This window comes from Lelliottia sp. JS-SCA-14 (genome assembly GCF_035593345.1).
GTDB classification, from domain to species: Bacteria; Pseudomonadota; Gammaproteobacteria; order Enterobacterales; family Enterobacteriaceae; genus Enterobacter; species Enterobacter wanjuensis.
Window position 1 is genome coordinate 432,457 of record NZ_CP141606.1, and the last position, 26,024, is coordinate 458,480.

General features: G+C 57.3%; 23 protein-coding genes. 6 read left to right on the top strand and 17 right to left on the bottom strand.

The annotated features are described in order from the left end of the window. Positions 1–5: 5 nt before the first annotated feature. Positions 6–1,964, bottom strand: a complete 1,959-nt coding sequence (gene acs / locus U9O48_RS02025; protein ID WP_324723424.1) for an acetate--CoA ligase — start codon at positions 1,962–1,964, stop codon at positions 6–8. Positions 1,965–2,384: 420 nt separating this feature from the next. On the opposite strand from acs, the gene gltP reads away from it, so the two are divergent. Continuing rightward, on the top strand, positions 2,385–3,698 hold the full coding sequence (gene gltP / locus U9O48_RS02030; protein ID WP_282494743.1) for a glutamate/aspartate:proton symporter GltP: 1,314 nt from the start codon (positions 2,385–2,387) through the stop codon (positions 3,696–3,698). Between the two features lie 96 nt (positions 3,699–3,794). On the opposite strand, the gene U9O48_RS02035 is transcribed toward gltP, so the two are convergent. The 3 genes from U9O48_RS02035 to fdhF form a co-directional block, all read right to left on the bottom strand. Continuing rightward, positions 3,795–4,469, bottom strand: coding sequence for a tetratricopeptide repeat protein (locus U9O48_RS02035; RefSeq protein WP_285150146.1), 675 nt, complete (start codon positions 4,467–4,469; stop codon positions 3,795–3,797). Between the two features lie 242 nt (positions 4,470–4,711). Then, positions 4,712–4,864: a Hok/Gef family protein gene (locus U9O48_RS02040; protein ID WP_285145605.1), complete on the bottom strand. Its 153-nt coding sequence runs from the start codon at positions 4,862–4,864 to the stop codon at positions 4,712–4,714. A 346-nt stretch (positions 4,865–5,210) separates the two neighbouring features. Next, entirely contained in the window at positions 5,211–7,358 is a 2,148-nt protein-coding gene (gene fdhF / locus U9O48_RS02045) for a formate dehydrogenase subunit alpha (protein WP_285150145.1), read from the bottom strand. Between the two features lie 258 nt (positions 7,359–7,616). Here fdhF and U9O48_RS02050 point away from each other — a divergent pair, with 258 nt between their 5' ends. Then, positions 7,617–8,348, top strand: coding sequence for a response regulator (locus tag U9O48_RS02050; protein ID WP_285145607.1), 732 nt, complete (start codon positions 7,617–7,619; stop codon positions 8,346–8,348). Here the strand turns inward: U9O48_RS02050 and U9O48_RS02055 are convergent. The 6 genes from U9O48_RS02055 to U9O48_RS02080 form a co-directional block, all read right to left on the bottom strand. Continuing rightward, positions 8,345–9,337 carry a carbohydrate kinase family protein gene (locus U9O48_RS02055; RefSeq protein ID WP_285150144.1) on the bottom strand — a complete coding sequence of 331 codons (993 nt, stop codon included), beginning with the start codon at positions 9,335–9,337 and terminating at the stop codon, positions 8,345–8,347. The genes U9O48_RS02050 and U9O48_RS02055 overlap by 4 nt on opposite strands. Beyond that, positions 9,337–10,197 carry a ketose 1,6-bisphosphate aldolase gene (locus tag U9O48_RS02060; protein ID WP_282494732.1) on the bottom strand — a complete coding sequence of 287 codons (861 nt, stop codon included), beginning with the start codon at positions 10,195–10,197 and terminating at the stop codon, positions 9,337–9,339. The genes U9O48_RS02055 and U9O48_RS02060 overlap by 1 nt, the downstream gene beginning before the upstream one ends. Before the next feature lie 10 nt (positions 10,198–10,207). Continuing rightward, on the bottom strand, positions 10,208–10,894 hold the full coding sequence (locus tag U9O48_RS02065; RefSeq protein WP_285150143.1) for a D-lyxose/D-mannose family sugar isomerase: 687 nt from the start codon (positions 10,892–10,894) through the stop codon (positions 10,208–10,210). 124 nt (positions 10,895–11,018) lie between these two features. After that, a complete protein-coding gene (locus U9O48_RS02070; RefSeq protein ID WP_100777973.1) occupies positions 11,019–11,960 on the bottom strand; it encodes an ABC transporter substrate-binding protein in 942 nt (313 codons plus the stop codon). A gap of 32 nt (positions 11,961–11,992) precedes the next feature. Continuing rightward, positions 11,993–12,988, bottom strand: a complete 996-nt coding sequence (locus U9O48_RS02075) for an ABC transporter permease subunit (RefSeq protein ID WP_282494730.1) — start codon at positions 12,986–12,988, stop codon at positions 11,993–11,995. After that, positions 12,985–14,502: a sugar ABC transporter ATP-binding protein gene (locus U9O48_RS02080; protein ID WP_285145611.1), complete on the bottom strand. Its 1,518-nt coding sequence runs from the start codon at positions 14,500–14,502 to the stop codon at positions 12,985–12,987. The genes U9O48_RS02075 and U9O48_RS02080 overlap by 4 nt, the downstream gene beginning before the upstream one ends. Before the next feature lie 226 nt (positions 14,503–14,728). On the opposite strand from U9O48_RS02080, the gene U9O48_RS02085 reads away from it, so the two are divergent. Continuing rightward, positions 14,729–17,008, top strand: a complete 2,280-nt coding sequence (locus tag U9O48_RS02085; protein ID WP_285150142.1) for an ATP-binding protein — start codon at positions 14,729–14,731, stop codon at positions 17,006–17,008. A gap of 116 nt (positions 17,009–17,124) precedes the next feature. After that, positions 17,125–17,757: a GNAT family N-acetyltransferase gene (locus U9O48_RS02090; protein ID WP_282494727.1), complete on the top strand. Its 633-nt coding sequence runs from the start codon at positions 17,125–17,127 to the stop codon at positions 17,755–17,757. A gap of 29 nt (positions 17,758–17,786) precedes the next feature. On the opposite strand, the gene alsK is transcribed toward U9O48_RS02090, so the two are convergent. The 6 genes from alsK to U9O48_RS02120 form a co-directional block, all read right to left on the bottom strand. After that, positions 17,787–18,731, bottom strand: a complete 945-nt coding sequence (gene alsK / locus U9O48_RS02095) for an allose kinase (RefSeq protein WP_285145613.1) — start codon at positions 18,729–18,731, stop codon at positions 17,787–17,789. Beyond that, the gene (gene alsE / locus U9O48_RS02100) at positions 18,715–19,410 is read right to left on the bottom strand and encodes a D-allulose 6-phosphate 3-epimerase (RefSeq protein WP_285145614.1); all 696 of its coding nucleotides are present in this window, start codon (positions 19,408–19,410) and stop codon (positions 18,715–18,717) included. Before alsE ends, alsK begins: the two co-directional genes overlap by 17 nt. 10 nt (positions 19,411–19,420) lie before the next feature. Then, positions 19,421–20,401, bottom strand: coding sequence for a D-allose ABC transporter permease (gene alsC, locus U9O48_RS02105; protein WP_285145615.1), 981 nt, complete (start codon positions 20,399–20,401; stop codon positions 19,421–19,423). After that, positions 20,380–21,912: a D-allose ABC transporter ATP-binding protein AlsA gene (alsA, locus tag U9O48_RS02110; protein WP_285150141.1), complete on the bottom strand. Its 1,533-nt coding sequence runs from the start codon at positions 21,910–21,912 to the stop codon at positions 20,380–20,382. The genes alsC and alsA overlap by 22 nt, the downstream gene beginning before the upstream one ends. 183 nt (positions 21,913–22,095) lie before the next feature. Beyond that, a complete protein-coding gene (gene alsB / locus U9O48_RS02115; RefSeq protein ID WP_285145617.1) occupies positions 22,096–23,031 on the bottom strand; it encodes a D-allose transporter substrate-binding protein in 936 nt (311 codons plus the stop codon). A gap of 66 nt (positions 23,032–23,097) precedes the next feature. Next, positions 23,098–23,988: a MurR/RpiR family transcriptional regulator gene (locus U9O48_RS02120; protein ID WP_282494721.1), complete on the bottom strand. Its 891-nt coding sequence runs from the start codon at positions 23,986–23,988 to the stop codon at positions 23,098–23,100. Positions 23,989–24,337: 349 nt separating this feature from the next. On the opposite strand from U9O48_RS02120, the gene rpiB reads away from it, so the two are divergent. Next, on the top strand, positions 24,338–24,787 hold the full coding sequence (rpiB, locus tag U9O48_RS02125) for a bifunctional allose-6-phosphate isomerase/ribose-5-phosphate isomerase RpiB (protein WP_285150140.1): 450 nt from the start codon (positions 24,338–24,340) through the stop codon (positions 24,785–24,787). Between the two features lie 72 nt (positions 24,788–24,859). Then, a complete protein-coding gene (gene yjdP / locus U9O48_RS02130) occupies positions 24,860–25,177 on the top strand; it encodes a DDRRRQL repeat protein YjdP (RefSeq protein WP_285150139.1) in 318 nt (105 codons plus the stop codon). Positions 25,178–25,244: 67 nt separating this feature from the next. Here the strand turns inward: yjdP and phnP are convergent, their stop codons facing one another. Further along, entirely contained in the window at positions 25,245–26,003 is a 759-nt protein-coding gene (gene phnP, locus U9O48_RS02135; RefSeq protein ID WP_285150138.1) for a phosphonate metabolism protein PhnP, read from the bottom strand. Between the last annotated feature and the right edge of the window lie 21 nt (positions 26,004–26,024).

Here is a 26,024-nt window from a genome sequence, read left to right on the forward strand (position 1 = left end):
GTGAGTTAAGAAGGCATTGCGATGGCCTGCTTCTCTTCGAGCAGTTTGTCCACCACGCCAGGATCGGCGAGCGTTGAGGTATCGCCGAGGTTACTGGTATCGCCCGCAGCGATTTTGCGCAGAATACGGCGCATGATCTTGCCGGAGCGGGTTTTTGGCAGCGAGTCGGTCCAGTGCAGCACGTCCGGCGTGGCGAGCGGGCCGATCTCTTTGCGCACCCAGTTACGCACTTCGGTGTACAGCTCCGGCGTCGGCTCTTCGCCGTGGTTCAGGGTGACGTAGGCGTAAATCGCCTGGCCTTTGATGTTGTGCGGAATGCCCACCACCGCCGCTTCGGCGATTTTTGGATGGGACACCAGCGCCGATTCAATCTCCGCCGTCCCCAGACGGTGGCCGGAGACGTTCAGGACATCGTCCACGCGACCGGTGATCCAGTAGTAACCGTCTTCGTCACGACGCGCGCCGTCGCCGCTGAAGTACATGTTTTTGAAGGTCGAGAAGTAGGTCTGCTCGAATCTGTCGTGATCGCCAAACAGAGTTCGCGCCTGGCCTGGCCAGGAGTCGGTGATCACCAGGTTGCCCTCGGTCGCGCCGTCGAGCGGGTTGCCTTCGTTATCCACCAGCGCAGGCTGCACGCCGAAGAACGGACGGGTCGCGGAACCGGCTTTCAGCTGCGTCGCACCCGGCAGCGGGGTAATCATGAAGCCGCCGGTTTCGGTCTGCCACCAGGTGTCCATCACCGGGCATTTTTCGTTGCCGATTTTCTTCCAGTACCACTCCCAGGCTTCCGGGTTAATCGGTTCGCCGACGGAGCCGAGAATGCGCAGGGAGGAGCGGTCGGTGCCTTCGATGGCTTTGTCGCCTTCGGCCATCAGGGCGCGGATCGCGGTTGGTGCGGTATAGAGAATATTGACCTTATGCTTATCGACCACCTGACACATACGGGCAGGCGTCGGCCAGTTTGGTACGCCTTCGAACATCAGCGTGGTCGCGCCGCAGGCCAGCGGGCCGTACAGCAGATAGCTGTGGCCGGTGACCCAGCCGACGTCGGCGGTACACCAGTAAATGTCGCCCTGGTGATAGTCGAAGACATATTTAAAGGTTGAGGCCGCGTAAACCAGATACCCGCCGGTGGTGTGCAGCACGCCCTTCGGCTTGCCGGTGGAGCCGGAGGTATAAAGGATAAACAGCGGATCTTCGGCGTTCATCGCTTCAGGCTGATGCTGGTCGCTGGCTTTCTCAATCAGGTCGCTCCACCACAGGTCGCGGCCCTCTTTCCACTCGACGTTGCCGCCGGTGCGCTTCAGCACGATGACGTTGGTGATGGTTTTGACGTTCGGATTTTTCAGCGCTTCATCTACGTTTTTCTTCAGCGGGATGCCGCGACCGGCACGCACGCCTTCGTCAGCGGTGATCACCAGTTTTGAACTGGAGTCGATAATGCGCCCGGCGACCGCTTCCGGCGAGAAACCACCGAAAATCACCGAATGGACGGCGCCAATGCGCGCGCAGGCGAGCATCGCCACGGCGGCTTCCGGCACCATTGGCATATAAATCGCCACCACATCGCCTTTTTTGATGCCTTGCTCCAACAGGACGTTGGCAAAGCGGCAAACGTCGCGGTGCAGCTCTTTATAGGTAATGTGTTTGCTCTGCGAGGCGTCGTCGCCTTCCCAGATAATGGCAGTTTGATCGCCGCGCTCGGCAAGATGGCGGTCCAGGCAGTTTGCGGCCAGGTTCAGGGTGCCGTCTTCATACCATTTAATGGAGATATTGCCTGGCGCAAAAGAGGTGTTTTTCACCTTCTGATACGGCGTGATCCAGTCAAGAATTTTACCCTGCTCACCCCAGAAGGCGTCAGGCTCGGAGATGGATTGTTGATACTTTTGCTGGTACTGCTCCGGATTTATCAGGCAACGGTCCGCAATGTTTACGGGAATGTCATGTTTGTGTATTTGGCTCATGGCTTTTGTTCTCCTTTTAGGATGTTAATAATATGTCGCAAAAACGTTAATTGTAGGGGTTTTGGTCGCTTTGTTTGTTATTTGGGCGACAGATCACGCAATAAATGAACAGGTGAAAAAAGCAGCAAATGAAACTTTGAAGGGAAATAATTTACAATCTGGATTATTCACAATTGGCTGGAAAAAAGCGTTTTTATAACAAAAGGTTATTTATAAGAATTATTACAAATTAGCGTCATAAGACCTTTTGGCAGTGGAAAGCCTCGTTCTTTAAGGGTTGCGCAGCAGGCCATGCAAATGATACTGATACGGCGCGTTAAAAACCCTATAAACCAACGCAACACAATTCATACCCTTTCAGTATGTGCCATTCCTGCCAGTCATGAGGGGAAGGGCGCTTCATTGAGGAAGTCTTTTTTTATGAAAAATTTGAAAATCAGCCTCGCCTGGCAAATCTTGCTGGCGATGGTGCTGGGCATCTTGCTGGGCAGTTATCTGCATTATCACAGTGACGACCGCGAATGGCTGGTGGCGAACATGTTGTCCCCGGCGGGCGATATCTTTATCCACCTGATCAAAATGATTGTTGTCCCGATTGTGATCTCCACGCTGATTGTGGGTATTGCGGGCGTGGGCGATGCCAAGCAGTTAGGGCGTATCGGCGCGAAAACCATCATCTATTTCGAAGTGATCACTACGGTTGCTATCATTCTGGGTATTACGCTGGCGAACGTGTTCCAGCCGGGTGCCGGGATTGATATGTCGCAGCTGGCAACGGTGGATATTTCGAAATACCAAAGCACAACTGCAGACGTGCAAAGCCATGCGCATGGCCTGATGGGAACTATCCTGTCGCTGGTGCCGACCAATATCGTGGCGTCGATGGCGAAGGGCGAAATGCTGCCGATCATCTTCTTCTCGGTGCTGTTTGGTCTGGGTCTTTCCTCCCTGCCGGCAACGCACCGTGAACCGCTGGTAACGGTGTTCCGTTCTATCTCCGAAACCATGTTCAAAGTGACGCACATGGTGATGCGCTACGCGCCGGTCGGTGTGTTTGCGCTGATCGCCGTGACGGTCGCGAACTTCGGCTTTGCTTCCCTGTGGCCGCTGGCGAAGCTGGTGATCCTGGTTCACTTCGCGATTCTGTTCTTTGCGCTGGTGGTGCTGGGTCTGGTGGCGCGCATCTGCGGGCTGAGCATCTGGATCCTGATTCGTATCCTGAAAGACGAGCTGATTCTGGCCTACTCCACGGCCAGCTCCGAGAGCGTGCTGCCGCGTATTATCGAGAAGATGGAAGCCTACGGCGCACCGGCGTCGATCACCAGCTTCGTGGTGCCGACGGGGTATTCCTTTAACCTTGATGGTTCAACGCTGTACCAGAGTATCGCGGCGATTTTCATCGCGCAGCTGTACGGGATCGACCTGTCGCTGTGGCAGGAAATCGTGCTGGTGCTGACCCTGATGGTGACCTCGAAAGGGATCGCGGGCGTTCCGGGCGTCTCCTTTGTGGTGCTGCTGGCAACGCTCGGCAGCGTCGGTATTCCGCTGGAAGGGCTGGCGTTTATCGCCGGTGTGGACCGTATTCTCGACATGGCGCGTACCGCGCTGAACGTGGTGGGGAATGCGCTGGCGGTGCTGGTGATCGCCAAGTGGGAACATCAGTTCGACCGCAAAAAAGCGCTGGCGTACGAACGCGACGTGCTGGGTCGTTTTGATAAGACCGCGGATCAGTAAGGTCAAAAAAAGCCGGGTGGCGGCTTCGCCTTACCCGGCCTACAGATGAATTATTGTCTTTTGTAGGCCTGATAAGCGCTAGCGCCATCAGGCTTTTTACTCCCCGCTCAACGCATCAAACTCTTCACATCCGGTATCAAACCCTTCGGTACAGCTCAGGTTAAACCAGTACAGCGCCTTCTGTTTGTTCGGGGCAATAAACCCTTTTTCGCCCTGCTGGAAAACCATACCCGCCCAATATTCCGCATAACCGGTGCGCGACAGGGCAGAGCTGCGTTTGAGCCACATCTGCGCCTGGGCATCATCCTGAGCTATCTCCACGCCGTTGGCGTAAATCAGCCCCAGCAGCATCTGGGCATCGACGGCGGAATCACTGTCGATATCCTCCGTGGCGGTTTGCAGCAGCTTGATCGCCTGCGGATAATCGGTTTTCCCGGCCTGGGTATTCACCAGCAGACGCGCCAGCATGATCGCCCCGCGTTTGCTGCCCGCAATGGTCGCCTGCTGCGCCAGAGTTTTCGACTCGGCGTAGTCGGCATGTTTAAAGTGGATTTGCGAGAGCAGCGCCATCGCATCGATGTCCCCGCCTTTGGCCGCTTTCTCGGCCCACTGTTCCGCCTGAGTATCATCACCCGCGCTGAAGTAAGTGTCGGCCAGATAGTACTGGGCCCGCGCATCGCCCGCCTCGGCCTGTTGCTTATACTGGCTGCCGGGTTCGTCTGCGTGAGCTAACGCGGTAAAAAGAAAAAGCAGCGTAAAAAGGGTTTTCATGAGTTCTTATCATCCGGGTACATAGCGCGCAGTATATACCCGTCATACTTCGAGTTGCATGCGCGTTGGCTGCACCTGCTCACCCCAGTCACTTACTTAAGTAAGCTCCTGGGGATTCTCAGGCTTGCCGCCTTCCTGCAACTCGAATTATTTAGGGTAAAGTCGCGATTATAGAAGAATAAAAAGGGTGCGTTAAGACCTCAACGTCCAGACAAGCAGGGCGGGTTACCCCGCCCACAAAATTAACCAGCAATACAGGCTAATTTCGCCGCCACTTCCTGATGTTCACTCTTTATTGTCAGCTCGCAAAGCTTGCCGCGATTAATAAAGGTAAATATCACGATAGTTAGACAAACAATGAATACAATGCCTAACACAGTTTTTAATGGCGTCATGCCTATTACTCCTTGCGTATAAAAGAATAAGAGGCTACTCTCAACCTGGCTGAAGTTGATGTGGATTTAAAAGAGAGTAGCCTCAGGTGAATGAAAATTTTCCTGGGGCTTTCCACTTTCTGCTCCTCACTAATGCTCAACATCATGCTTAAAACAGAAAGTCTTAAGCACCCGCCGCCATCTTATCCTTCTGAATTAAAATGCAAAGATGTAATTCACTTCTTTTAAAGTTGCATAACTTTATGCGAGATCTATTCCAGAATAATATTGATGATATTAATGTGATTTATATAAATAAAAATGGGGTGAATATCTCACCCCATTTATTCATTGAATACGTAATGAATTAACCCATCGCGCTTTCGCGCAGCCTGGCTTTCAGCTTCGTATATTCATCAATCACGTACTGCTCGGCCTTTTGCTGGTCGACAATCGCCTCGACGCGCACGGCGCAATACTTATACTCCGGCGTTTTGGTTATCGGACTCAAGTTCTCCGTCACCAGCTCGTTACAGGCGCCAATCCACCACTGGTAGGTCATGTACACCGCCCCTTTGTTTGGGCGATCGCTGACCTGCGCGCGGGTGATGATGCGGCCTTTGCGGGAGTTCACCCACACCAGGGCTTCATCCTCAATGCCCAGTCGTTCGGCGTCGGCGGTGTTGAGCTGCGCGTAGCCCGGCTCATCGGCCAGTGCGGCCAGCGCCGCACAGTTCCCGGTCATCGAGCGACAGGAGTAGTGGCCCACTTCACGCACCGTTGAGAGCACCATCGGATACTCGTCGGTGAGTTTGTCGATAGGCGCGACCCAGTCGCAGGTGAAGAACTGTGCCAGCCCGTTCGGGGTGTCGAACTTCTCGGCGAAGAGATACGACGTGCCCTGATCGGCCTCTGACTCATCGCGGCACGGCCACTGGATATAGCCCAGCTCACCCATTTTTTCATAGGTTGCCCCGGTGAAATCCGGACACAGATTGCGCAACTCGTCCCAGATCTCCTGGGTGTTGTTGTAGTGCATCGGATAACCCATGCGGGTGGCGATTTCGCTGATGATTTGCCAGTCCGTTTTCAGATCCCACTTCGGCTCGACCGCTTTAAAGAAGCGCTGGAAGCCGCGGTCCGCTGCGGTGTAGACGCCTTCGTGCTCGCCCCAGGACGTTGACGGTAAAATCACATCCGCCGCCGCCGCGGTTTTGGTCATGAAGATATCCTGCACAATCACCAGCTCGAGATCTTCAAAGCCTTTGCGCACCGCCGACAGCTCGGCGTCGGTTTGCAGCGGATCTTCACCCATGATGTAGGCCGCACGCACTTCACCGTGCGCCGCGCGGTGCGGCAGCTCGCTGATGCGATACCCGGTGTGTTCCGGCAGACTTTCCACGCCCCAGGCCCTGGCGAATTTCGCGCGGTTTTCCGGGAACTTGACGTACTGATAGCCCGGATAGGTATCCGGCAGTGCGCCCATATCGCAGGCACCCTGAACGTTGTTCTGCCCACGCACCGGGTTGACGCCAACGTGCGGTTTGCCGAGGTTGCCCGTCAGCATCGCGAGGCTGGTCAGGGAGCGCACGGTTTCCACGCCCTGATAGAACTGGGTCACGCCCATGCCCCACAGGATGCAGGCGGTTTTCGCCGCCGCATACATTCGCGCCGCCTGACGAATTTCCTGCGCCGTGACGCCGGTAATCGCTTCCACCGACTCAGGCGTATAGCCCTCGACAATTTTGCGATACTCGTCGAAGCCTTCCGTACGCGCGGCGACAAACGCCTGGTCGTACAGTTTCTCTTCAATGATGACGTGGCCAAGGGCATTCAACAGCGCGATGTTCGAGCCGTTGCGCAGCGCGATATGCATATCCGCAATGCGTGCGGTTTCGATTTTACGCGGATCGCAGACGATGATTTTCGCCCCGTTGCGCTTCGCGTTAATCACGTGATTCGCCACGATAGGGTGGGAATCCGCAGGGTTGTAGCCGAAAACAAACACCAGATCGGTGTTATCGATTTCGTTGATAGCGTTACTCATTGCGCCGTTACCGACCGACTGGTGCAGACCTGCAACCGATGGGCCGTGTCAGACGCGAGCGCAGCAGTCGACGTTGTTGGTACCAATAACGGCGCGCGCGAATTTTTGCATCACATAGTTAGTTTCATTCCCCGTTCCGCGCGATGAGCCGGTGGTCTGGATCGCGTCCGGGCCGTATTTGGCTTTGATATCGCTCAGGCGGCTGGCGACATAGTCCAGCGCCTCGTTCCAGGAGACGGATTCCAGCTTGCCGCCGCGTTGACGGCGAATCATGGGGGTTTTCAGACGGGGGGTGAGGATCTGGGTATCGTTAATAAAATCCCAGCCATAGTAGCCTTTCAGGCACAGCGTGCCCTGATTGGTCTTACCCTGTGCAGCCTCCGCCCGGACGATTTTGCCGTTATCGACCACCAGGTTGATCTTGCAACCCGAGGCACAATAGGGGCAAACCGTGATGACTTTTTTCATCGGTCTCGCTCCAGTTAAACAATGCTTTCCCACGCCATTATGCAGCTTCTATGCCATTTTTTTATTGTGGGTATCCCCTGACTTTACGGCCGATGTTTGGTCAAAACCCTGACGAGACGCAGGCAATCGTCAAAATTGACGTGTCGAAGGGGCAGCGGATGTGACATGGGTTGAAATTCCGTCACGCCGAAAGGAATTTGGCTGGAGCCGATTGCAGAATAGGTCAGACTTAACATAATCCCCTGACGGAACCCTGCGATGAAACCGGCGATTCTGGTGGTTGATGACGATACGGCGGTCTGCGAACTGCTGCAGGATGTGCTCAACGAGCACGTCTTTACGGTGCACGTCTGCCATACCGGGCGGGATGCGCTGGCGCTGGCCCAGCGTGAGCCGGGCATTGCGCTGGTCTTACTCGATATGATGCTGCCGGATATCAACGGTTTGCAGGTTTTGCAGCAGCTGCAAAAACAGCGCCCTGAGCTGCCGGTGATTATGCTTACCGGGCTGGGGAGTGAATCGGACGTGGTGGTCGGTCTGGAGATGGGCGCGGATGATTACATCGGCAAACCCTTTAATCCGCGCGTCGTCGTTGCCCGCGTCAAAGCGGTCTTGCGTCGAACCGGCGTGCTGGCGGCGGAACCGACGGCCCCGCGTGCGTCGGGCTTAGGCTTTAACGGCTGGACGCTCGACACCACCCGCTGTGAGCTGAGCTCCCCGCAGCAGACCACCGTTCCGCTCACCCAGGGCGAGTACGGTTTACTGCTGGCGCTGGCTCAGAACGCCCGGCGGGTATTGAGCCGGGAACAGCTGCTGGAGCTGACCCACAGCGAAAGCGCCGAGGTGTTTGATCGTACAATCGACGTGCTGATCATGCGCCTGCGGCGAAAAATCGAAATTAACCCCCATCAGCCGTTGCTGATCAAAACCATTCGCGGCCTCGGGTATGTCTTTGCCGCAGACGTTTCTCATAACGATAAAGCGGCTTAAAGGTTCGCCTCCAGCTCGACCAGCGTTTTCGCCCCATCAATGGCATTGGCCGCCAGCAGGCTGGCCCGCGCGCAGGCGTGCGCCAGGGCTATGCTCTCAGGCAGGGACCACGCCTCGTGGCAGCCATATAAAAATCCGGCGCAAAACGCATCGCCCGCGCCGACACTGCCGATAATCTCATCCTGTTCCAGCTGACGGGACGGCACCCACTGGCCCTGCTCGCCCGGCATCTGGCCCCACGCGCCTTCCGGGCAGTGGATCACCACGCGCTGACGCACGCCCGCCGCCAGCAGCTGCGACGCGGCTTCGGCGATATGTAAAATGTTCGGCGCATCGCTGCTGTCGCGCATCTCCAGCCCGCTAAACTCCCCGGCCTCCAGCTCGTTAATCACCAGATAATCCACGTAGCGCAGGGCAGGGAGCACCAGCGGCTGATAGCGCGGGTCGCCTTTGCGCGACACCAAATCCAGCGAGGTTTCATACCCCAGATCGCGCATCTGGGAGAGCAGGCGCGCGCTGCGGGTGCCAAACTCGTCGTCCGGCAGATCCAGGCTGTCGAGCAGCAGCAGATACCCGAGATGGAAAATCTTCATCGACGGATCGAGCCGATCGAACGCCGGGAGATCCAGCAGGCGGTTGGCCGCCGGAGAGTGGAAAAAGGTGCGCTGTCCGCTGGGGTCGGTCATCACCTGCGACATCGACGTCGGCGCAAAGGTGGTGCGCTGCACCCGCTGGCGGTTGACGTGGTACTGGTCGAGCATCGCCAGAATGTAGTCTCCGTCGCTGTCGTCGCCAATCAGCCCGACCGCCTGTAGCGGCAGGCCGACGTGCATTTTCGCCAGCGTCAGTAACACATTCAGCGGCGCACCGCCGGTGGCCCGCTCGCTGTGAATAATCTCCGCCAGCCAGCCGCGCTCCGGCCACTGCACAATCTGATGCACATGATCGACGAGCATATTTCCTGCGGCGATAACGCCCCGGCGTTCCATCAGGCTTTCCCCGCGCTGCCGAAAATGCGCATCTGTTCCGACACCGTGTCGGTGATCGCCTCTTCGATGCCCAACAGCAGCTCGGCAAACTCGTCGTAGATCGGCTGACGATGAGTCATGCGCTGCTCGACGGAGGCCAGCGCCGCCTGCGACATCCCGGTGTAGAAATTGATTTTGTGAATGCCGAGCTCAATGGCGCGGCGGAAATCGGCGTCGCTGATCCCGGACCCGCCGTGCAGCACCAGCGGCAGGCCGGTTTGCTGGCGGATGGCGTCAAGGCGGGCGAAATCGAGCTTCGGCTCGCCTTTGTACTTCCCGTGGGCATTGCCGATGGCGACGGCCAGGGCGTCAATGCCGGTTTGATCGACGAACTCGCGCGCCAGGGCCGGGTCAGTGAAAAAGGCTTCGTCGGCGTGACCGTACAGCGCACCGCCCTCGTCACCGCCGACCGCGCCCAGCTCCGCTTCCACCGACACGCCCACGGCGTGACACATCTTCACCACTTCCCGGGTCTGGCGAATATTCTCTTCGTAGCTGAGGGTGGAGCCATCAAACATCACGGAGCTGAAACCTAAGCGCAGCGCCCGCACCACCGCCTCAAAATGCAGGCCGTGATCGAGATTGAGGACCACCGGAATATCGTGTCGCGCGGCCTCGAACCGGACCGCTTCGACTAATGAATCGAGAGACAAATATTTAAAATGCACTTCGGCGATGTTGATGATAAACGGCGAGCGCTCCTGCTTTGCTGCGGCGAACAGGGCGCGCAAAAAGTGGGAGTCGAGAACGTTAAACGCGCCGAGGGCGTAGCGATGTTCACGGGCGTGTTCCAGCCCGGCGGCGAGAGAAATTAGCGGCATCATTCACTCCTTAAGTTCGAAACAGGCTGTACTCGTTGCAGAGCACCAGCACCGCCGGTTCGTCTTCTTCGATGTTGTTGTAGCGCGAGAGCGGCTGCAAAAAATGGTTGTCATGTTCGTCGTCATTCACCGACGACACTTCGCCCACCAGCACATCGCCAAACCCGCGCTCTCCCCAGAAACTGTGGTACAGACCGGGCGTGAGACAGATGCTCTCCCCGGGCGTCAGGCGCAGCTGGCTGCCGGGCGCGTGGGTCTGCATGCAGCCGTCGACCACCACCGTGACGTCGGTGTTTTCCGTCTCTTCATGCCCGCCCGCGTTCCACAGCTCGATAATCAGGTTTCCGCCGCCGCGATTGATGATGTCTTCGCGTTTACGCCAGTGGAAATGCATCGGCGTGACCTGCCCGTCGCGGACGTGCATGATTTTTTCCGCGTAGGTTTTTTCGTAGGGCGTGCCGTTCGGCGAGCCGTTGCGCAGGGTGAACAGGGTGAGTCCCTGCGCGAGAAAGTTGTTGCCGCCGAAAGCGGTCACGTCCCAGCCGAGTTTAAGGTCGAAGACTTCGCGCCAGGCGCAGGCGTCGAGCTGTCGCCACTGGGTCGGCGGAAAGCTGGCGAACGGCGGCAGGTGGACGTCATGCATCGAAAAGAACTGCCGCGTGTGGCCGAGGATTTCGTTGATGTCGGAGCGTTTCATGGGAACTCCTTTTTAGGTGCGCGCTGGGCCCCTCACCCCGGCCCTCTCCCCAGGGGAGAGGGAGAAAAAAGTTCCCTCTCCCTGTGGGAGAGGGTTAGGGTGAGGGCATCAAACCGCACAAATATTACTTAACCGTCCACCCCTTATACGTCCCGACACTCTTCTTATCGATCATCGTCACCGGGATCAGCACAGGCTCTTTCGGCGCAGGTTTGCCCTGCAGAATGTCATACCCGATCTCCACCGCTTTGGCCGCCATCACCTGCGGATCCTGCGCTGGCGTTGCCACAAACAGGGAGTTCTCGCGCTTCAGTGCCTCTTCGCCGTCCGGGCTGCCGTCCACGCCGACGATGAAGAACTCGCTGCGCTGGGCCTGTTTCGCTGCCAGATCGGCACCGATCGCCGTTGGATCGTTAATGGCGAACACGCCGTCGATCTTCGGATTGGCCGCCAGCAGGGCGGTCATGACCTCCAGCCCGCCTTCGCGACTGCCTTTGGCGTTCTGGTTATCCGACAGCACTTTGATATCCGGGTGGCGCTTGAACTCGGTCTGACAGCCTTCGACACGGTTTTGCACCGCGGAGACCGGCGGTCCGTTGATGATCACTACGTTGCCTTTGCCTTTCAGGCGGTCGGTGATGTATTTACAGGCCATTTCGCCCGCCTGGGTGTTATCGGAGGTGATGGTCGCATCGGCCCCTTCGGCCGCCACGTCAACTGCCACCACCACGATCCCCGCCTCTTTCGCGCGCTTCACCGCCGGGCCGATCCCTTTCGAGTCGGCGGCGTTAAGAATTATCATATCGACCTTCGCGGCGATAAAATTATCAATCTGAGAAACCTGCTGGCCCAGATCGTAGCCGCTGGAGACTAGCGTCACCTTGACGTTATCCCCCGCCAGTTTGCGGGCTTCCAGCTCCGCCCCTTTGGTGATCTGCACGAAGAACGGGTTGGCGAGATCGCCCACCGTCACGCCGATGGATTTCAGATCTTTCGCCTGCGCAAACGGGGCTGCGGCAAGCAGTGCGCCAGCACAGAGCGCGGTAACCAGTGGCTTCAATCTCATGCTGTTTTCCTCATTATCGTAGGGTGTTGTTGTTATGCACTTTGATGGTGTCGGGTACGGTATTTGTCGATCAGCACCGCAATGATGATCACCGCCCCTTTGATCACCAGTTGCCAGAAGTAGGACACGCCCATCAACGTCATGCCGTTGTTCAGGGTGGCGATGATCAGCGCGCCGACCAGCGTGCCGGTGATCGTGCCGATCCCGCCGACGAAACTGGTCCCGCCGAGGATCACCGCCGCGATGGCGTCCAGCTCATAGCCGGTGCCTAAGTTGCCGTTAGCGCTGTACAGCCTGGATGCGCTCATCACCCCGCCGAGGCCCGACAGCAGGCCGCTCATGCCGTAGACAAACAGCAGCACCAGCCAGACTTTGATCCCGGTGAGACGCGCGGCCTGCATGTTGCCGCCCACCGCGTAGATATGAACGCCAAGGGTGGTGCGGCGCAGAATGAACCAGCACACCACAATCACCGCCAGGGCGATCACCACCAGCCACGGGATCGGGCCGAGATAGTTATTGCCGATCCATTCAAAATTGATATTCGAGTTGATGACCGTGGTGCCGTCGGCCAGCAGATAGGCCGCGCCGCGCAGGGCCGTGTAGGTGCCGAGGGTGACAATGAACGGCGGCAGTCCGGCAAAGGCCACCAGCGCGCCGTTGAACAGTCCCAGCACCATGCCGAGCATCAGCGCCGCCGGGATCGACAGCATCGCCAGTTCGGGAATAAGGGAGACCACCATCGCCGCCACCGCCGTGGTGCCGAGAATCGACCCCACCGACAGGTCGATCCCGCCGGTCAAAATGATGAAAGTCATCCCGGCGGCCAGCACGATGTTGATCGACGCCTGACGGGTGATGTTGAGCAGATTGCTTTCGGTGAAGAAGTTCGGCGCGATAAAGCCAAACACCGCCACGATCAGGATCAGAATCGGCAAAATCCCGACCGTTTGCATCAGATCGCTCATCAGCATTTTTTTGGCGGAGGCGGATTTCGCCACCTGCTGCGGGTTAGTTGAATGTGTCATGAGTTCACCGCCTGATGAGTGTCGTTGACGCCGGTTGCCAGCGTCATAATATTTTCCTGAGTGATGCTTTCGCCGAGCAGCTCCCCGGCAATACTCCCTTCGCGCATCACGTAGACCCGGTCGCTCATGCCGACCACCTCCGGCAGTTCGCTGGAGATCATCAGGATCGCCACGCCCTTGCGTGCCATCTGGTTCATGATCCGGTAGATCTCGCTTTTTGCCCCGACGTCCACGCCACGCGTCGGCTCATCGAGGATCAGAATGCGCGGGCCAATCGCCACCCAGCGGGAGATCAGCAGCTTTTGCTGATTGCCGCCGGACAAGCCACCTGCGCGCACCTGGGAGTGCGGGACGCGAATGTTGAGCAGGGCGATGGCGTCATCGGAGATCGACTGGGCTTTTTTGCGGTCGAGCATGCCCCAGGTGGAATCGCGCTCCAGCGTCGCCATGGTGATGTTCTCCTGCGCCGCCAGCTCCAGAAACAGCCCCTGTTCTTTGCGGTTCTCGGTTAAAAACCCGATGCCGTGGTCGATGGCGGCGCGCGGGGAGTGGATCACCACCGGCTCGCCGTCGACTTCAATCATGCCGCCCGTCGCTTTGCGCACGCCGAAGATCAGCTGCGCCAGCTCCGAACGTCCGGCCCCGACCAGCCCGGCGAGACCGACGATCTCCCCGGAGCGCACCTGCAGGCTGCACGGCTGCACTTTTTTGCCGTCCGTCAGGTGATGAACGTTAAGGCGTGCGCTGCCGAGGGGGATATCGCGCTCTTTGTTAAACAGGTCGCTTAAGGGGCGGCCAACCATCATCCTGACCAACTCGGAGGCGTTGAGTTTGTCGCGGGTCAGGCTGCCGACGTACTGCCCGTCGCGCAGGACGCTGACACGGTCGGAGAGCTCGTACACCTCCGCCATGCGGTGGCTGATGTAGATAATCGCCATCCCCTCATCGCGCAGGCGCAGAATCAGTTCAAACAGGCGGTGAGTTTCGCGCGAGGAGAGAGCGGCGGTGGGTTCGTCCATCACCAGCACGCGGCTGTTGCGGTGCAGCGCGCGGGCGATTTCCACCTGCTGCTGCTCGGCGATGGTCAGTTTCATCACTAAATCCGTGGCTTTGAAATGGGCGCCGAGGCGGTCAATTACCGTCTGGGCCTGCGCGGCCATCTCTTTGCGCTGCACCAGCCCGGCGCGCGACAGCTCGCTGCCGAGGAAAATATTTTCCGCCACCGTGAGGTTCGGCGCGAGCTGCATCTCCTGATAAATCAGGGTAATGCCTGCGGCCAGGGCGTCTTTCGGGCCTTTGATGTGATACGGCTGGCCGTCGATCAGGATCTCACCGCTGGTGGCGGTATACGCCCCCGCGAGTATTTTCATGAGGGTGCTTTTGCCTGCGCCGTTTTCGCCCATTAACGCGTGGATCTCGCCGGGCCAGACCGTCAGATCCACACCCTTGAGCGCGTGGAAGTTGCCAAAGGTTTTGGCAATGTTGCGCATCTCTAATACCGGGGTCCTGCTCATGGCGGATCTCCTGTGAAGGTCGATATCAGCAGTCCATCACAGGTTCGTAAATGCAAAATGTCAGAAGCCGTTCATATTTGTCATAGTTATGAATAGTTAACTGATGTCACATTTTCCCCCTCACCCCAGCCCTCTCCCACAGGGAGAGGGGGATACGAGTTCCCTCTCCCTGTGGGAGAGGGTTAGGGTGAGGGCATCAGACCGCACCACACCGGAGCCAACAACTATGCCATCACGCCGCCCCCCCTTTTTCGCCAGCGCCCGTGGCCGTCTGCTGATCTTCAATCTGCTGGTGGTGGCGGTGACGCTGATGGTCAGCGGCGTGGCGGTACTCGGCTTTCGTCATGCCAGCCAGATTCAGGAGCAGGTCCAGCAGCAGACCCTGAATGACATGACCGGCAGCATGAATCTGGCGCGCGATACCGCCAACGTGGCCACGGCGGCGGTGCGTCTTTCGCAGGTAGTGGGGGCGCTGGAATACAAAAGCGAGGCCGACAGGCTGAAGCAGACCCAGACGGCGCTGCGCCATTCGCTGGAACAGCTCGCCGACGCACCGCTGGCGCAGGAAGAACCGGCGCTGGTGGCACGAATCATTCGTCGGAGTAATGAATTACAGCAGAGCGTCACCGGGATGCTGGAGCGCGGCCAGCGGCGGCATCTCGAGCGCAACGCGCTGCTCAGTTCGCTCTATCAAAGCCAAAGTTTTTTGCGCCATTTGCAGGACATCAACCGTCGCTTCGGCGATAACGTGCCGGACGCGCGACAGCTGGCGGAAATGGACCGGCTGATTATGGCGGCGATTGAAACCCCGTCTCCGCGGGCCACCATTCAGCAGCTGAATACGGTCACGACCACGCTGCCGCAGACTGCCCGCCAGCCGGTGATCGACTTTGTCCTGCCGGATTTCAATGCCGAGCTGAGCAAGCTCGCTCCCCTCTCCAGGCAGCTTGAAGAGAGCGATCTCGCCATCAGCTGGTACATGTTCCACATCAAAGCGCTGGTGGCGATTTTAAACAGCGATATCAATCAGTATGTGGCGCAGGTGGCGCAGGCGTCCGAGCTGCGTACCGCGCAAAGCCACAAAGAGCTGCGCTCCATCAGCGTCTTTATCAGCGTCTTCGCCGTGCTGGCGCTAATCATTACCGGCTGTGCGTGCTGGTACATCTACCGCAACTTAGGCTCCAACCTGACGGCGATTTCCCGGGCGATGTCGCGTCTGGCCCACGGCGAACCGGATGTGTCGGTGCCCGCGCTCCAGCGTCGGGACGAGCTGGGCGAGCTGGCGCGCGCGTTCAACGTTTTTGCCCGCAACACCGCGTCGCTGGAGCACACCACCCGGCTGCTGAAAGAGAAAACCACCCAGATGGAGATCGACCGTCTCGAGCGCGTGGGGCTGGAGGAGGCGCTGCTGCACAGTCAAAAAATGAAAGCCGTCGGGCAACTGACGGGTGGGCTGGCGCATGATTTTAACAACCTGCTGGCGGTGATCATCGGCAGCCTGGAGCTGGTCGATCCCGAGTCGCCCGATGCGCCGCGCATCACCCGCGCGCTGAAAGCCGCCGAGCGCGGCGCGCTCCTGACCCAGCGCCTGCTGGCTTTCTCGCGCAAACAGTCCCTGCACCCGCACGCGGTGGAGATGAAACCCCTGCTGGAAAACCTCGGCGAGCTGATGCATCACTCGCTGCCCGCCACTCTGACGCTGGATATTGAAGCGCAACACCCGGCGTGGCCCGCGTGGATTGACGTCAGCCAGCTGGAAAACGCGATTATTAACCTGGTGATGAACGCCCGCGACGCGATGGAGGGGCAGAGCGGCGTGATCCGCATTCGGACCTGGAACCAACGCGTGACCCGCAGCGACGGGCGCAGGCAGGATATGGTCGCGCTGGAGGTGATCGACCATGGATGCGGGATGTCGCAGGAGGTGAAATCTCAGGTGTTCGAACCCTTCTTCACCACCAAACAGACGGGCAGCGGCAGCGGGTTGGGCTTGTCGATGGTGTATGGGTTTGTGCGCCAGTCCGGCGGGCGGGTTGAAATCGAAAGCGCGCCGGGGCAGGGCACCACCGTACGCCTCCAGCTCCCGCGCTCCGCGCAGGCGGTGGTCTCAGGCGATGAAATGCCCGCAACAGCAGAAACCGAACAGAGCGATCGGCTGGTGCTAGTTCTCGAAGATGAAACCGACGTGCGCCAGACCCTGTGCGAACAGCTGCATCAGCTCGGCTACCTGACGCTGGAGGCCGAAACCGGCGAACAGGCGCTGGCGATGCTGGAGGCGTCATCTGATATCGAACTCTTTATCAGCGACCTGATGCTGCCCGGCACAATGAGCGGCGCGGAGGTGATCCACCACGTCCGCACCCATTTCCCGCATCTCCCGGTGCTGCTGGTCAGCGGCCAGGATTTACGTCCGACCCACAACCCGCAGCTGCCCGACGTGGAGCTACTGCGAAAACCCTTCACCCGAGCGCAGCTGGCACAGGCGCTGCGGAAGGTGTCGGGGTAACGTTTTTAGGATTTCATCAATCGTATCGGCAAACAAAGCGGTGCTAATCTGAGCAAAATTTAGCGGAGTGGGATATAAAGGGAATTATGCCGGTACTGACAAGAGGGGACTCACAGATGATTGTGATGCCTACAACTTATAGCCCGATGACCGTGGCCCGTTCATTTCAACTGGTTGAAGAGTTTGAGCTTTCCGGGCGCGTGCTGCATGTGATTTATGACAGCCAGACACCCCGCGCGGCAATCATTGAAGCCGATATTGAAACCTTTGATGGCGTACCTCGACATCGGGTGGTTGCAGCACTCGATCTGCAGCGCAAAGCGCAGTTAGGTAAGGATATTGTCGCCGTCGAGCGCTGCTGGGAAGATGCAAACCTGGTCCAGGTTGAGGGTATCTGCGTGGCCCCCGGCGAGCGAGATAAAGGGCTGGCGACACGCTTGTACGAGGCCTTGATTCTGCAATGCGGCATCACGCTGGTCAGTGATTTTGAACAATACGACGGCGGGAAAATGCTCTGGCAAAAGATTGCCCGCGAGTCTGACCACATCGTTGTCTTCGTGCTGGACACTGAACAAAGCGCATTCTGGCCTTATGACGGCAGCAAGGTGGTATACGATGGCGGCTGCATTCCTGAAGAGCGCATCTGGAGCCTCTCTCCCGATCAAAAATGCCATGGGATCGTTTTGGTTGCTGAAAGTAAAACGAAAGCCAGCCAGATGATGGAAGATCCCGCACGCTTTCGCATTTGAGGATCCTCCGTATCTGCTGCGAAAACCCTTCACCCGAGCGCAACTGGCGCAGGCGCTGCGGAAGGTGTCGGGGTAAAGCGGCTGCGGGCCAGTGTGGCTGCGCCCTGTGCGCCGTTAAAGGCAGAGGAGGAGGCCGCGATAAAGCGGACCGCCTGATACGGCAACGGTCGGCGCAGGTGCTGCTTAATTTTTTCGATCAGCGACTCCTGCGGGAATCCAGGCATATCCATCACTCCACCGCCAAGAATGACCGCATCGGGATCGAACAGATTCACGCTGGTGGCGATGGCGCGCGCGGCATGGTCGAGAAGCGCCTGGACAAAAGGTTCGTCTGCGGCTTCGGTAAAAATATCGCCCAGCGCGTATTCCCGCGGCTGCTGCTGATACCAGTTCGCCAGGGCAATCCCGGAGCAGACGGTCTCCAGACATCCCGAATTCCCGCATCCGCAGCGCAGTGACCTGTCGCCCTGCGGAATATGACCCAGTTCGCCCGCCACACCGTGCGCGCCAGTCCAGGGCGCACCGTTCAGCCAGATGGCAAAGCCCATGCCCGTTCCCAGATAGGCAGCCAGAACCTGCTGATTCACAAGATCGTTTTGCGCCACGTCGAAGGAGAGCTGTAAATTGACGTCGCGGGAAAATTCCACCGGACAGCCGAGTGCATCTTCCAGTTTACCTGCCAGATCGTGCAGCTCTGTCGTCTGCAGCGGCAGATTGGGGGTCGAGATGATGGTGCGTTTGTCTTTGCCGACCAGCGCCGGAAAGCCCATCACCAGCCCGCAGCAGCGGGCCTGAAAGTGGTCGACCTGCGCCTGGATCATCGCGGCCACGCCGCACACCACGCCATGACGAATGACCTCCGCGGTGCGCTGTTTTTCGCAGTGCAGCACCTCGCCATCCTCCGACTGCAGGCAAAAACGGATATGCGTTGCCCCCATATCCACGCCTGCCACCACGTTACGCCGATTTTGCATGAGGCATTACCTCGTTTCGGGCCGCCAGAATTTGCTCGCTCATCAGCTGCCAGGCGTCGCCAATATTATCCGCATGATTGAACAGTCCAGAGGTGCCGACAATAAACACATCCGCGCCCGCCGCCATCAGCTCTCGATAGGTTCCCTGGTTGCAGGACCCGTCGATTTCAATCTCAAAACTGAGGCCTTCACGCTCGCGCCAGCTTTTCAGCTCGGCGATTTTATCGAGCATCTCCGGGATAAAGGGCTGTCCGGCAAAGCCCGGGTCGACGGTCATCACCGTGATTTTGTCCGCCTTATGAATATAGTATTTCATGGCGTCCACCGGCGTTTCCGGGTTGAGGATCAGCCCGACCTTCATGCCGTGGCGGCGTATCTCTTCGATCAGACGGAACGCCTGGCCGTTGATCGTCTCGGGGTGCAGGGTGATGTAATCCGCCCCGGCACGCGCCAAATCACCGATGTAATCCTGCGGACGCGTCACCATCAGGTGGCAGTCCAGCGGTTTGCTCGCGAGCTTTTTCACCTGACCGACAAAAAACGGCGACAGCGTCAGGTTCGGGACAAAATGGCCGTCCATGATGTCGATATGGAAATAGTCGGCGTGCTGGTCAATAAAGGCGATTTGTTCCTGGAACCTGGCGAGGTCCATGCACATCAGAGAAGGAGAAATTTTCATGTCAGATTCCTTACTTGCTAATTAACCGGTCAAGCGCGACGGCAGCGATGATCAACCCGCCCATCACCACCAGCTGGTAATAGGTTTGTACTTGCAGAATATTCAGCCCGTTGTTGATGGTGCCGATGATCAGGCCGCCAATTACCACCGAGAAAATGCGCCCTTTACCACCAAAGAAACTGGTGCCGCCAATGATGGCGCTGGCGATGGCGTAGGTTTCAAACCCCATCCCGGCGAGGGGCTCCGCAGCGCCCAGACGGGCGGTGGAGACCACGCCCGCCAGCCCCGCGCAGACGCCGGAGATAATGAACACCACCAGAATGTGAAACTTGACGTCGATGCCGGAATAGAAGGCGGAATTCTTGTTCCCGCCCAGCGCATAGATGTTGCGCCCGAGCCGCATTCGGGTGGTCAGGAACCAGAGGATCAGCGCCACAATGAGCGAGAAAATCACCGGGACCGGAATGCCCACCACGTTCGCGGCAAAGAAGTTCACGAACTCAAAGGAGAAGCCGTAGACCGAGTTGGCGTCGGAAATCACCAGCGTGATACCGCGGAAAATGGCGTTGGTGCCGAGGGTGATAATGAACGGGTGTAGCCCGGTCCAGTTGACCAGACAGCCGTTAATCGCCCCCAGCGCGCCACCGACCAGCACCCCGCCAATCAGGGCTGCCGTAAAGGGATCCACGCCTGCCAGCATCAGTTTGGCTGTCACCATGCCCGACAGCGCCAGGATTGCGCCGACCGACAGGTCGATGCCCGCCACCAGAATGGCGAAGAATTCACCCATCCCGATCAGTACCGTCACCGAGCTTTGCACGAAAATCTGCGTGATGTTGTTGGTGTTTAAGAAATACTCCGGAGACATCGTGCCGAAGATGGCGACAATAATCGCCAGGATAAAGAAGGTGCCGTATTTGTCCCAGAACAGGGCGAAATTGAACGGTTTTTTCTCTCCCGGCTCGCCTTTCACTCTTGTGGTAATGCCCATGCCATAATCTCCTCTTCGCTCATGTTGTCGCGATTGGTCAGGATTTGCGTCAGTCGTCCTTCGCAGAACACGGCGATGCGGTCGCAGACGGCGATAATTTCGGGAAGCTCGGATGACACCATCAGGATGACCTTGCCGTCGTCAGCCAACTGGCGCATCACTTTGTAGATTTCGGCCTTTGCGCCCACGTCGATGCCGCGGGTGGGCTCGTCAAAAATGATCACTTCCGGGTGGCAGCACAGCCATTTGGATATCAGGACTTTCTGCTGATTGCCGCCGGAGAGCTCGGTGATGTTTTGCTCGACGGAGTGGCATTTCAGTGCCAGCAGCTGACGCTGGGTCTCGGCAATCTTGCGCTCTTCGCTTTCGCGAAAAAGCCCCATCGCGCCTTTGTAACCGCCGCGCTTCAGGCTGTGGCTAATCGCCATGTTTTGCGCGATGGAGAAGTTGGGGAAAAAGCCATTTTCGCGGCGGCTTTCGGTGATGTAGGCCATCCCTTTTTTCAGCGCGTCGAGCGGGGAGCGCGGCGAGATCTCTTTCCCGTTGAGGTGGATTTCACCGCCCGAGCGCTTGTCGATCCCGAACAGGCAGTCCATCAGCTCCGTGCGCCCGGAGCCTACCAGCCCGGCAAAGCCGAGGATTTCGCCGCGGCTCACGCTGAAGGAGATATCGCGCACTTTTTTCTTGTCGCGGCTGGTGATGTTTTTCACCTCAAACACGGTGTCGCGCTCGACGTTGCCGGTGCTCTCTTTCATGGCGTTAAAGCGGTTTTGCAGCTCGCGGCCCACCATCAGCCGCACGATATCGTCGTTGGTCACTTCACTGACCAGGCCGCTGCAGACGCTACTGCCGTCTTTCATCACCGTGTAGCGATCGCAAATCCGGCGAATTTCGGCGAGTTTGTGAGAGATGTAGACAATCGCGGTACCTTCTTTGCGCAGCTGGTTCATGATCAGAAACAGATAATCGACCTCTTTATTGGTGAGCGAGGAGGTCGGTTCATCCATGATGATCACTTTGGCGTCGAGCATCAGAGTTTTAGCAATTTCCAGCATCTGCTTATGGCTGATCGATAAATTCGCCACTTTCTCATCTAAATCGACTTTTAAACCGATGCGCAATAACATCATCGCGCCGCGAAGTCGCATCTCTTTCCAGTCGATTACCGTCATACCACAGACTTTTTTCGTCAGATGACGACCAATATATAAATTCTCCAGCACCGTTAATTCATCAATAACGCTGAGTTCCTGATAAATAATGCCGATGCCTAATTGTGCCGCCTGTTTGTGATCGAGTTTGTCATACTGTGAGCCTTTAATCGTGATCGTGCCTTTGGTCGGCGCATGTATTCCCGACAGCACTTTCATTAACGTGGATTTACCGGCACCGTTTTCCCCTAATAACGCATGAATTTCGTAAGGGAATATCGTTAAATCAACGGACTTTAATGCGTGAACCGGACCAAAAGATTTGCCGATCCCCGCCATTGAAATAGTGGGCGTGTGCATTACGGGCCTCAATCATTTGTAGGTGGTGGCATCGGTGTGCGTATTTCCCCTCACCCTAACCCTCTCCCCAAAGGGGAGAGGGGACCGCACGGAGCCGTCTTTTCCCCCTCGCCCCTTTGGGGAGAGGGCCGGGGTGAGTCCTGTAGGCCTGATAAGCGCAGCGCCATCAGGCATTTTTACGGATTACTTCGTCACCAGAATCGAATCCACCAGCTTAAATTCCGGGGCTTTTTCCAGCGGGATCACCTTGCCGGTTTTCGCGGCGTCGACCATCAGTTTCAGCCCCGTCGCGCCGATATCCGCCGGGTTCTGCGCCACGGTGGCGGTCATCAGGCCACCATCCACCATCTTGCGGGCTTCCGGAATACCATCCGTGCCCACGACCAGGATTTTGCCGGTCTTGCCCGCGTTAGCCACGGCCTGAGCCACGCCCATCGCCATGGTATCGTTGGCGCAGTAGAAGGCTTTCAGATTCGGGTTGCGCTGCAGGACGTTGGTGGCAACATCCAGGGCTTTGATACGGTCCCAGTCGGCAGGCTGGCTGGCAACCAGTTTGATCTGGCTGGCTTTTTTGAATGCTTCTGTTGCGCCGTTGCGGCGTGCTTCACCGGAGGCGTTACCCGCTTTACCTTCAATAATCGCCACGTCACCGCCTTCGGCGCCGAGTTTTTCGATAATGAAATCAGCCCCTTTTGCCCCTACCGCCACGTTATCGGTGGTGACGAAAGCTTCCACGTTTCCGCCCGCTTTTTTCAGGTTATCCATGTCGATTTTTTCATCGAGGTTTACCAGGTAGATGCCTTTCTGCCAGGCGCGAGAGACCGGCATCACGAGGTTAACGGAAGAGAGCGGAGCAAAAGCGATACCTTTGTATTTCTTATTACTCAGGTCTTCGAAGAGCTGCAGCTGAGACTGAAAATCGCCCTCGGAAGGGGAGGCAAAAATATCGACGGTGACGCCCAGCGTTTTCGCTTCGTCTTCAATCCCTTTTTTCATGTCCACCCAAAACGGATTAGACAACGTTTTTAATACCACGGCATATTCTGCCGCGGCAAACGCGCTGGTGGACAACATTAAGCCCATAGCGGCGCCGCTGAAATATTTCAGATATTTATTCATAGCAGTGTTCTCAATGTAGGGTACGTTATGTTAATCCCACCGCAGTGGGATTAACTTGTTTTATGATTATTTCAGCGCGCCTGGGGAAAAGAAATCCACAATAGCGCCGGTTTTTTGCATATTCAGTGTGGCTTGTTCAATATTTTGTTGAGCAACGGAAACAAATAAAGCATCTAATAATGTTAATTGTAATATACGCGCGGAGGCGTTTCGCCCTAATAAAGGGGTCTCTGGTGCTGGCGAGCAAATAATATAATCAGCCAGTTTAGCAATCGGTGAATGATAGCTATGGGTAATACAGATAATTTTCGCGCCGTTCTTTTTAGCCAGTTCCACGGCGGCTTTCACATCGCTGGTGCGTCCGGAATGCGACACCACCAGCACCACGTCGCCCTCTTTTAACAGCGAGGCGGACATCATCATGATGTGCGCGTCCTGATACGACTGACAGCGCACCCCGATGCGCAGAAACTTATGCTGGATATCCGCGCAGATGGCGTTCGAGCCGCCGACGCCGTACAGATCGCGCTGGTTGGCCTGAGCGAAAAATCTCGCCGCGCGGTGGATTTCATCCACGTTCACAATCGACTGGCCTTCCATGATGGTGCGCAGCGTGATGTTGAAGACTTTGTTCACCACATCCTGTGGCGCTTCATCAAAGGAGAGTTCAGCGGGCAGCACCTGCTCGGACTGGGAAAAATAGTCCACCAGCGCGCTGCGAAGATTACGAAAACCACTGAATCCCAACAGCTTAGCCACTTTCACTATCATTGCTTCGGAAACGGCGAGCGCTTCTGCCACATCTTTAATGGCCGGGGCATCGCTCAAATTACCCGGCTTCAACAGCCAGTCAACAATGCGACTTTCGTTGTCGGTCATCCCTTCCTGCTTCATGCGCAAAAACGGTGCCAGGCCGATGCCGTTGGGAAGCTCTTTTTCAAATTCTGGCTGACTCATCGCTCTCTTTGTCCTTAAAAATGAAGACGACACTATATCACCACATTCCTTTGCGGAAATATGCTGCTAACTTCACAATATTTATAAATTCATAAAGTTTTGTGTGATGTGAAGTGTTGGTTGTGAGTGTGTATTTAACATCATGATATTTATGTAATTAAAATTCAGTCGTGATTTTTTACTGAGCCTGCTGGTGCTATATGTGAGGGATGGTGCGCTTGTAATGGCTAAAGTGGCGGTGTAGAACTGAGCGGGAATCCGATGGTTTTGTGGTTTTATTGCACAACTGACCGGTCTTAAATCACAAACTCCATCGGGTTCGTAAAGTTAACCCACTACGAGGCATCTCATGAACAGGATTGCGTTTGGCTGTGATCACGTTGGTTTCATTCTGAAAGAGGACATTCTGGCCCATCTTCGCGCCCGCGGAGTGGAGGTGATCGACAAAGGCACCGGCTCAACGGAGCGAACAGATTATCCCCGCTATGCCAGCGCTGTGGCGCAGGCGATTGTCGACGGAGAAGTGGAGGGCGGCATCCTGATTTGTGGAACCGGGGTGGGGATTTCGATTACGGCGAACAAGTTTCCGGGCATTCGCGCGGTGGTGTGCAGCGAGCCTTATTCGGCGCAGCTTTCGCGCCAGCACAATGATACTAACGTGCTGGCCTTTGGCTCACGGGTTGTCGGACTGGAGCTGGCAAAAATGATTGTCGATGCGTGGCTCGACGCGAGCTTCGAAGGCGGACGTCATCAGACGCGCATAGAAGCCATTGCGGCGCTGGAGCAGCGTTCGTTTTGAGATTCCTCCGCTACTCGCCCACACCGCCGTTGATTAACGTAAAGCCAGCCCACCTGCTGCGAGACTGGCTTTATGAAACACACGACCACCGCTCTGATATTTGGCCTGCTGTCATTCACCAGCCATCTGGCCCACGCTGATCTTATTGACGACGCTATCGGGAATATCCAGCAGGCGATCGGGGAAGCGTACAATCCGTCGAGCAGTCGTCAGAATGATGACGACCGGTATGAGGAGAGCCGCCGAACTGACAGTCGCCAGTACGATGACCGCCGCCGACAGCTTGAGGATCGTCGCCGTCAGTTAGATGACCGGCAGCGCCAGTTGGATCAGGACCGACGTCAGCTGGAGGACGATGAGCGCAGGCTGGAGGAGGATTACGATCGGTGATATTTGTGCGGTCTGGTGCCCTCACCCCGACCCTCTCCCACGGGGAGAGGGGGAAAAGAGCAATACCTCAATCAAACACCAATCGCATCCCGTCATACCCCGCCTCAAACCCCTCGGGCAGCGGGTTATCCATCATCCATACGTCAAACTGATGGCTGATGTGCGTCAAAATGACCTGCGGGCAGCCAATCACCTCGTTGAGCGCTATCACCGTGTTCAAATCGCAATGGTTGCGCGGCGTTTCGTCGCGCGGCTCGTGGCTGCAATCGATCACCATCGCCTGCGGGTGATTGTTGAGTAGAAATTTCACCGTTTTGTCCGGCAGCCCAGCGGTATCAGATAGCCACGCCACGCGGCTGTGGGCGCTCTCCAGCAGATAGCCAAAGGTCAGCTTTGAGTGATTGAGCGGCAGCGGGGTGACGCGCAAACCCTGTAACTCAAACATCACGAACGGCTCTACCGTATGGCTGAAATCGAGCAGGCCGGGGTGTTTGAACAGATCGTCGCAGCCCGTTTCGTCCGGCGGACCGTAGACCGGAATCGTTGCTCCGACACCCCAGCGCAGGGGGAACAGACCCTGGACATGATCCATATGATAGTGGGTGAGCAAAAACTGCTGAAAACTCCCCGCGTGCCAGTCGTCCATCAGATGCGGAATGCCCGCGTCGAGCAGGGTGACCGCGTCGTTGAATTTCACAACCGCGCTGCACGGGCGGCGGCGATAGCCCTCCTGCAGGCGCGCCCGGCGACAGGCCGCGCAGTCGCAGCCGAAGACCGGCACCAGCTGAGCACCGCCGGTGCCGGTGAGTTGGATGGTCAGGGCCATGGTTCCCCCCATTGAATAAAT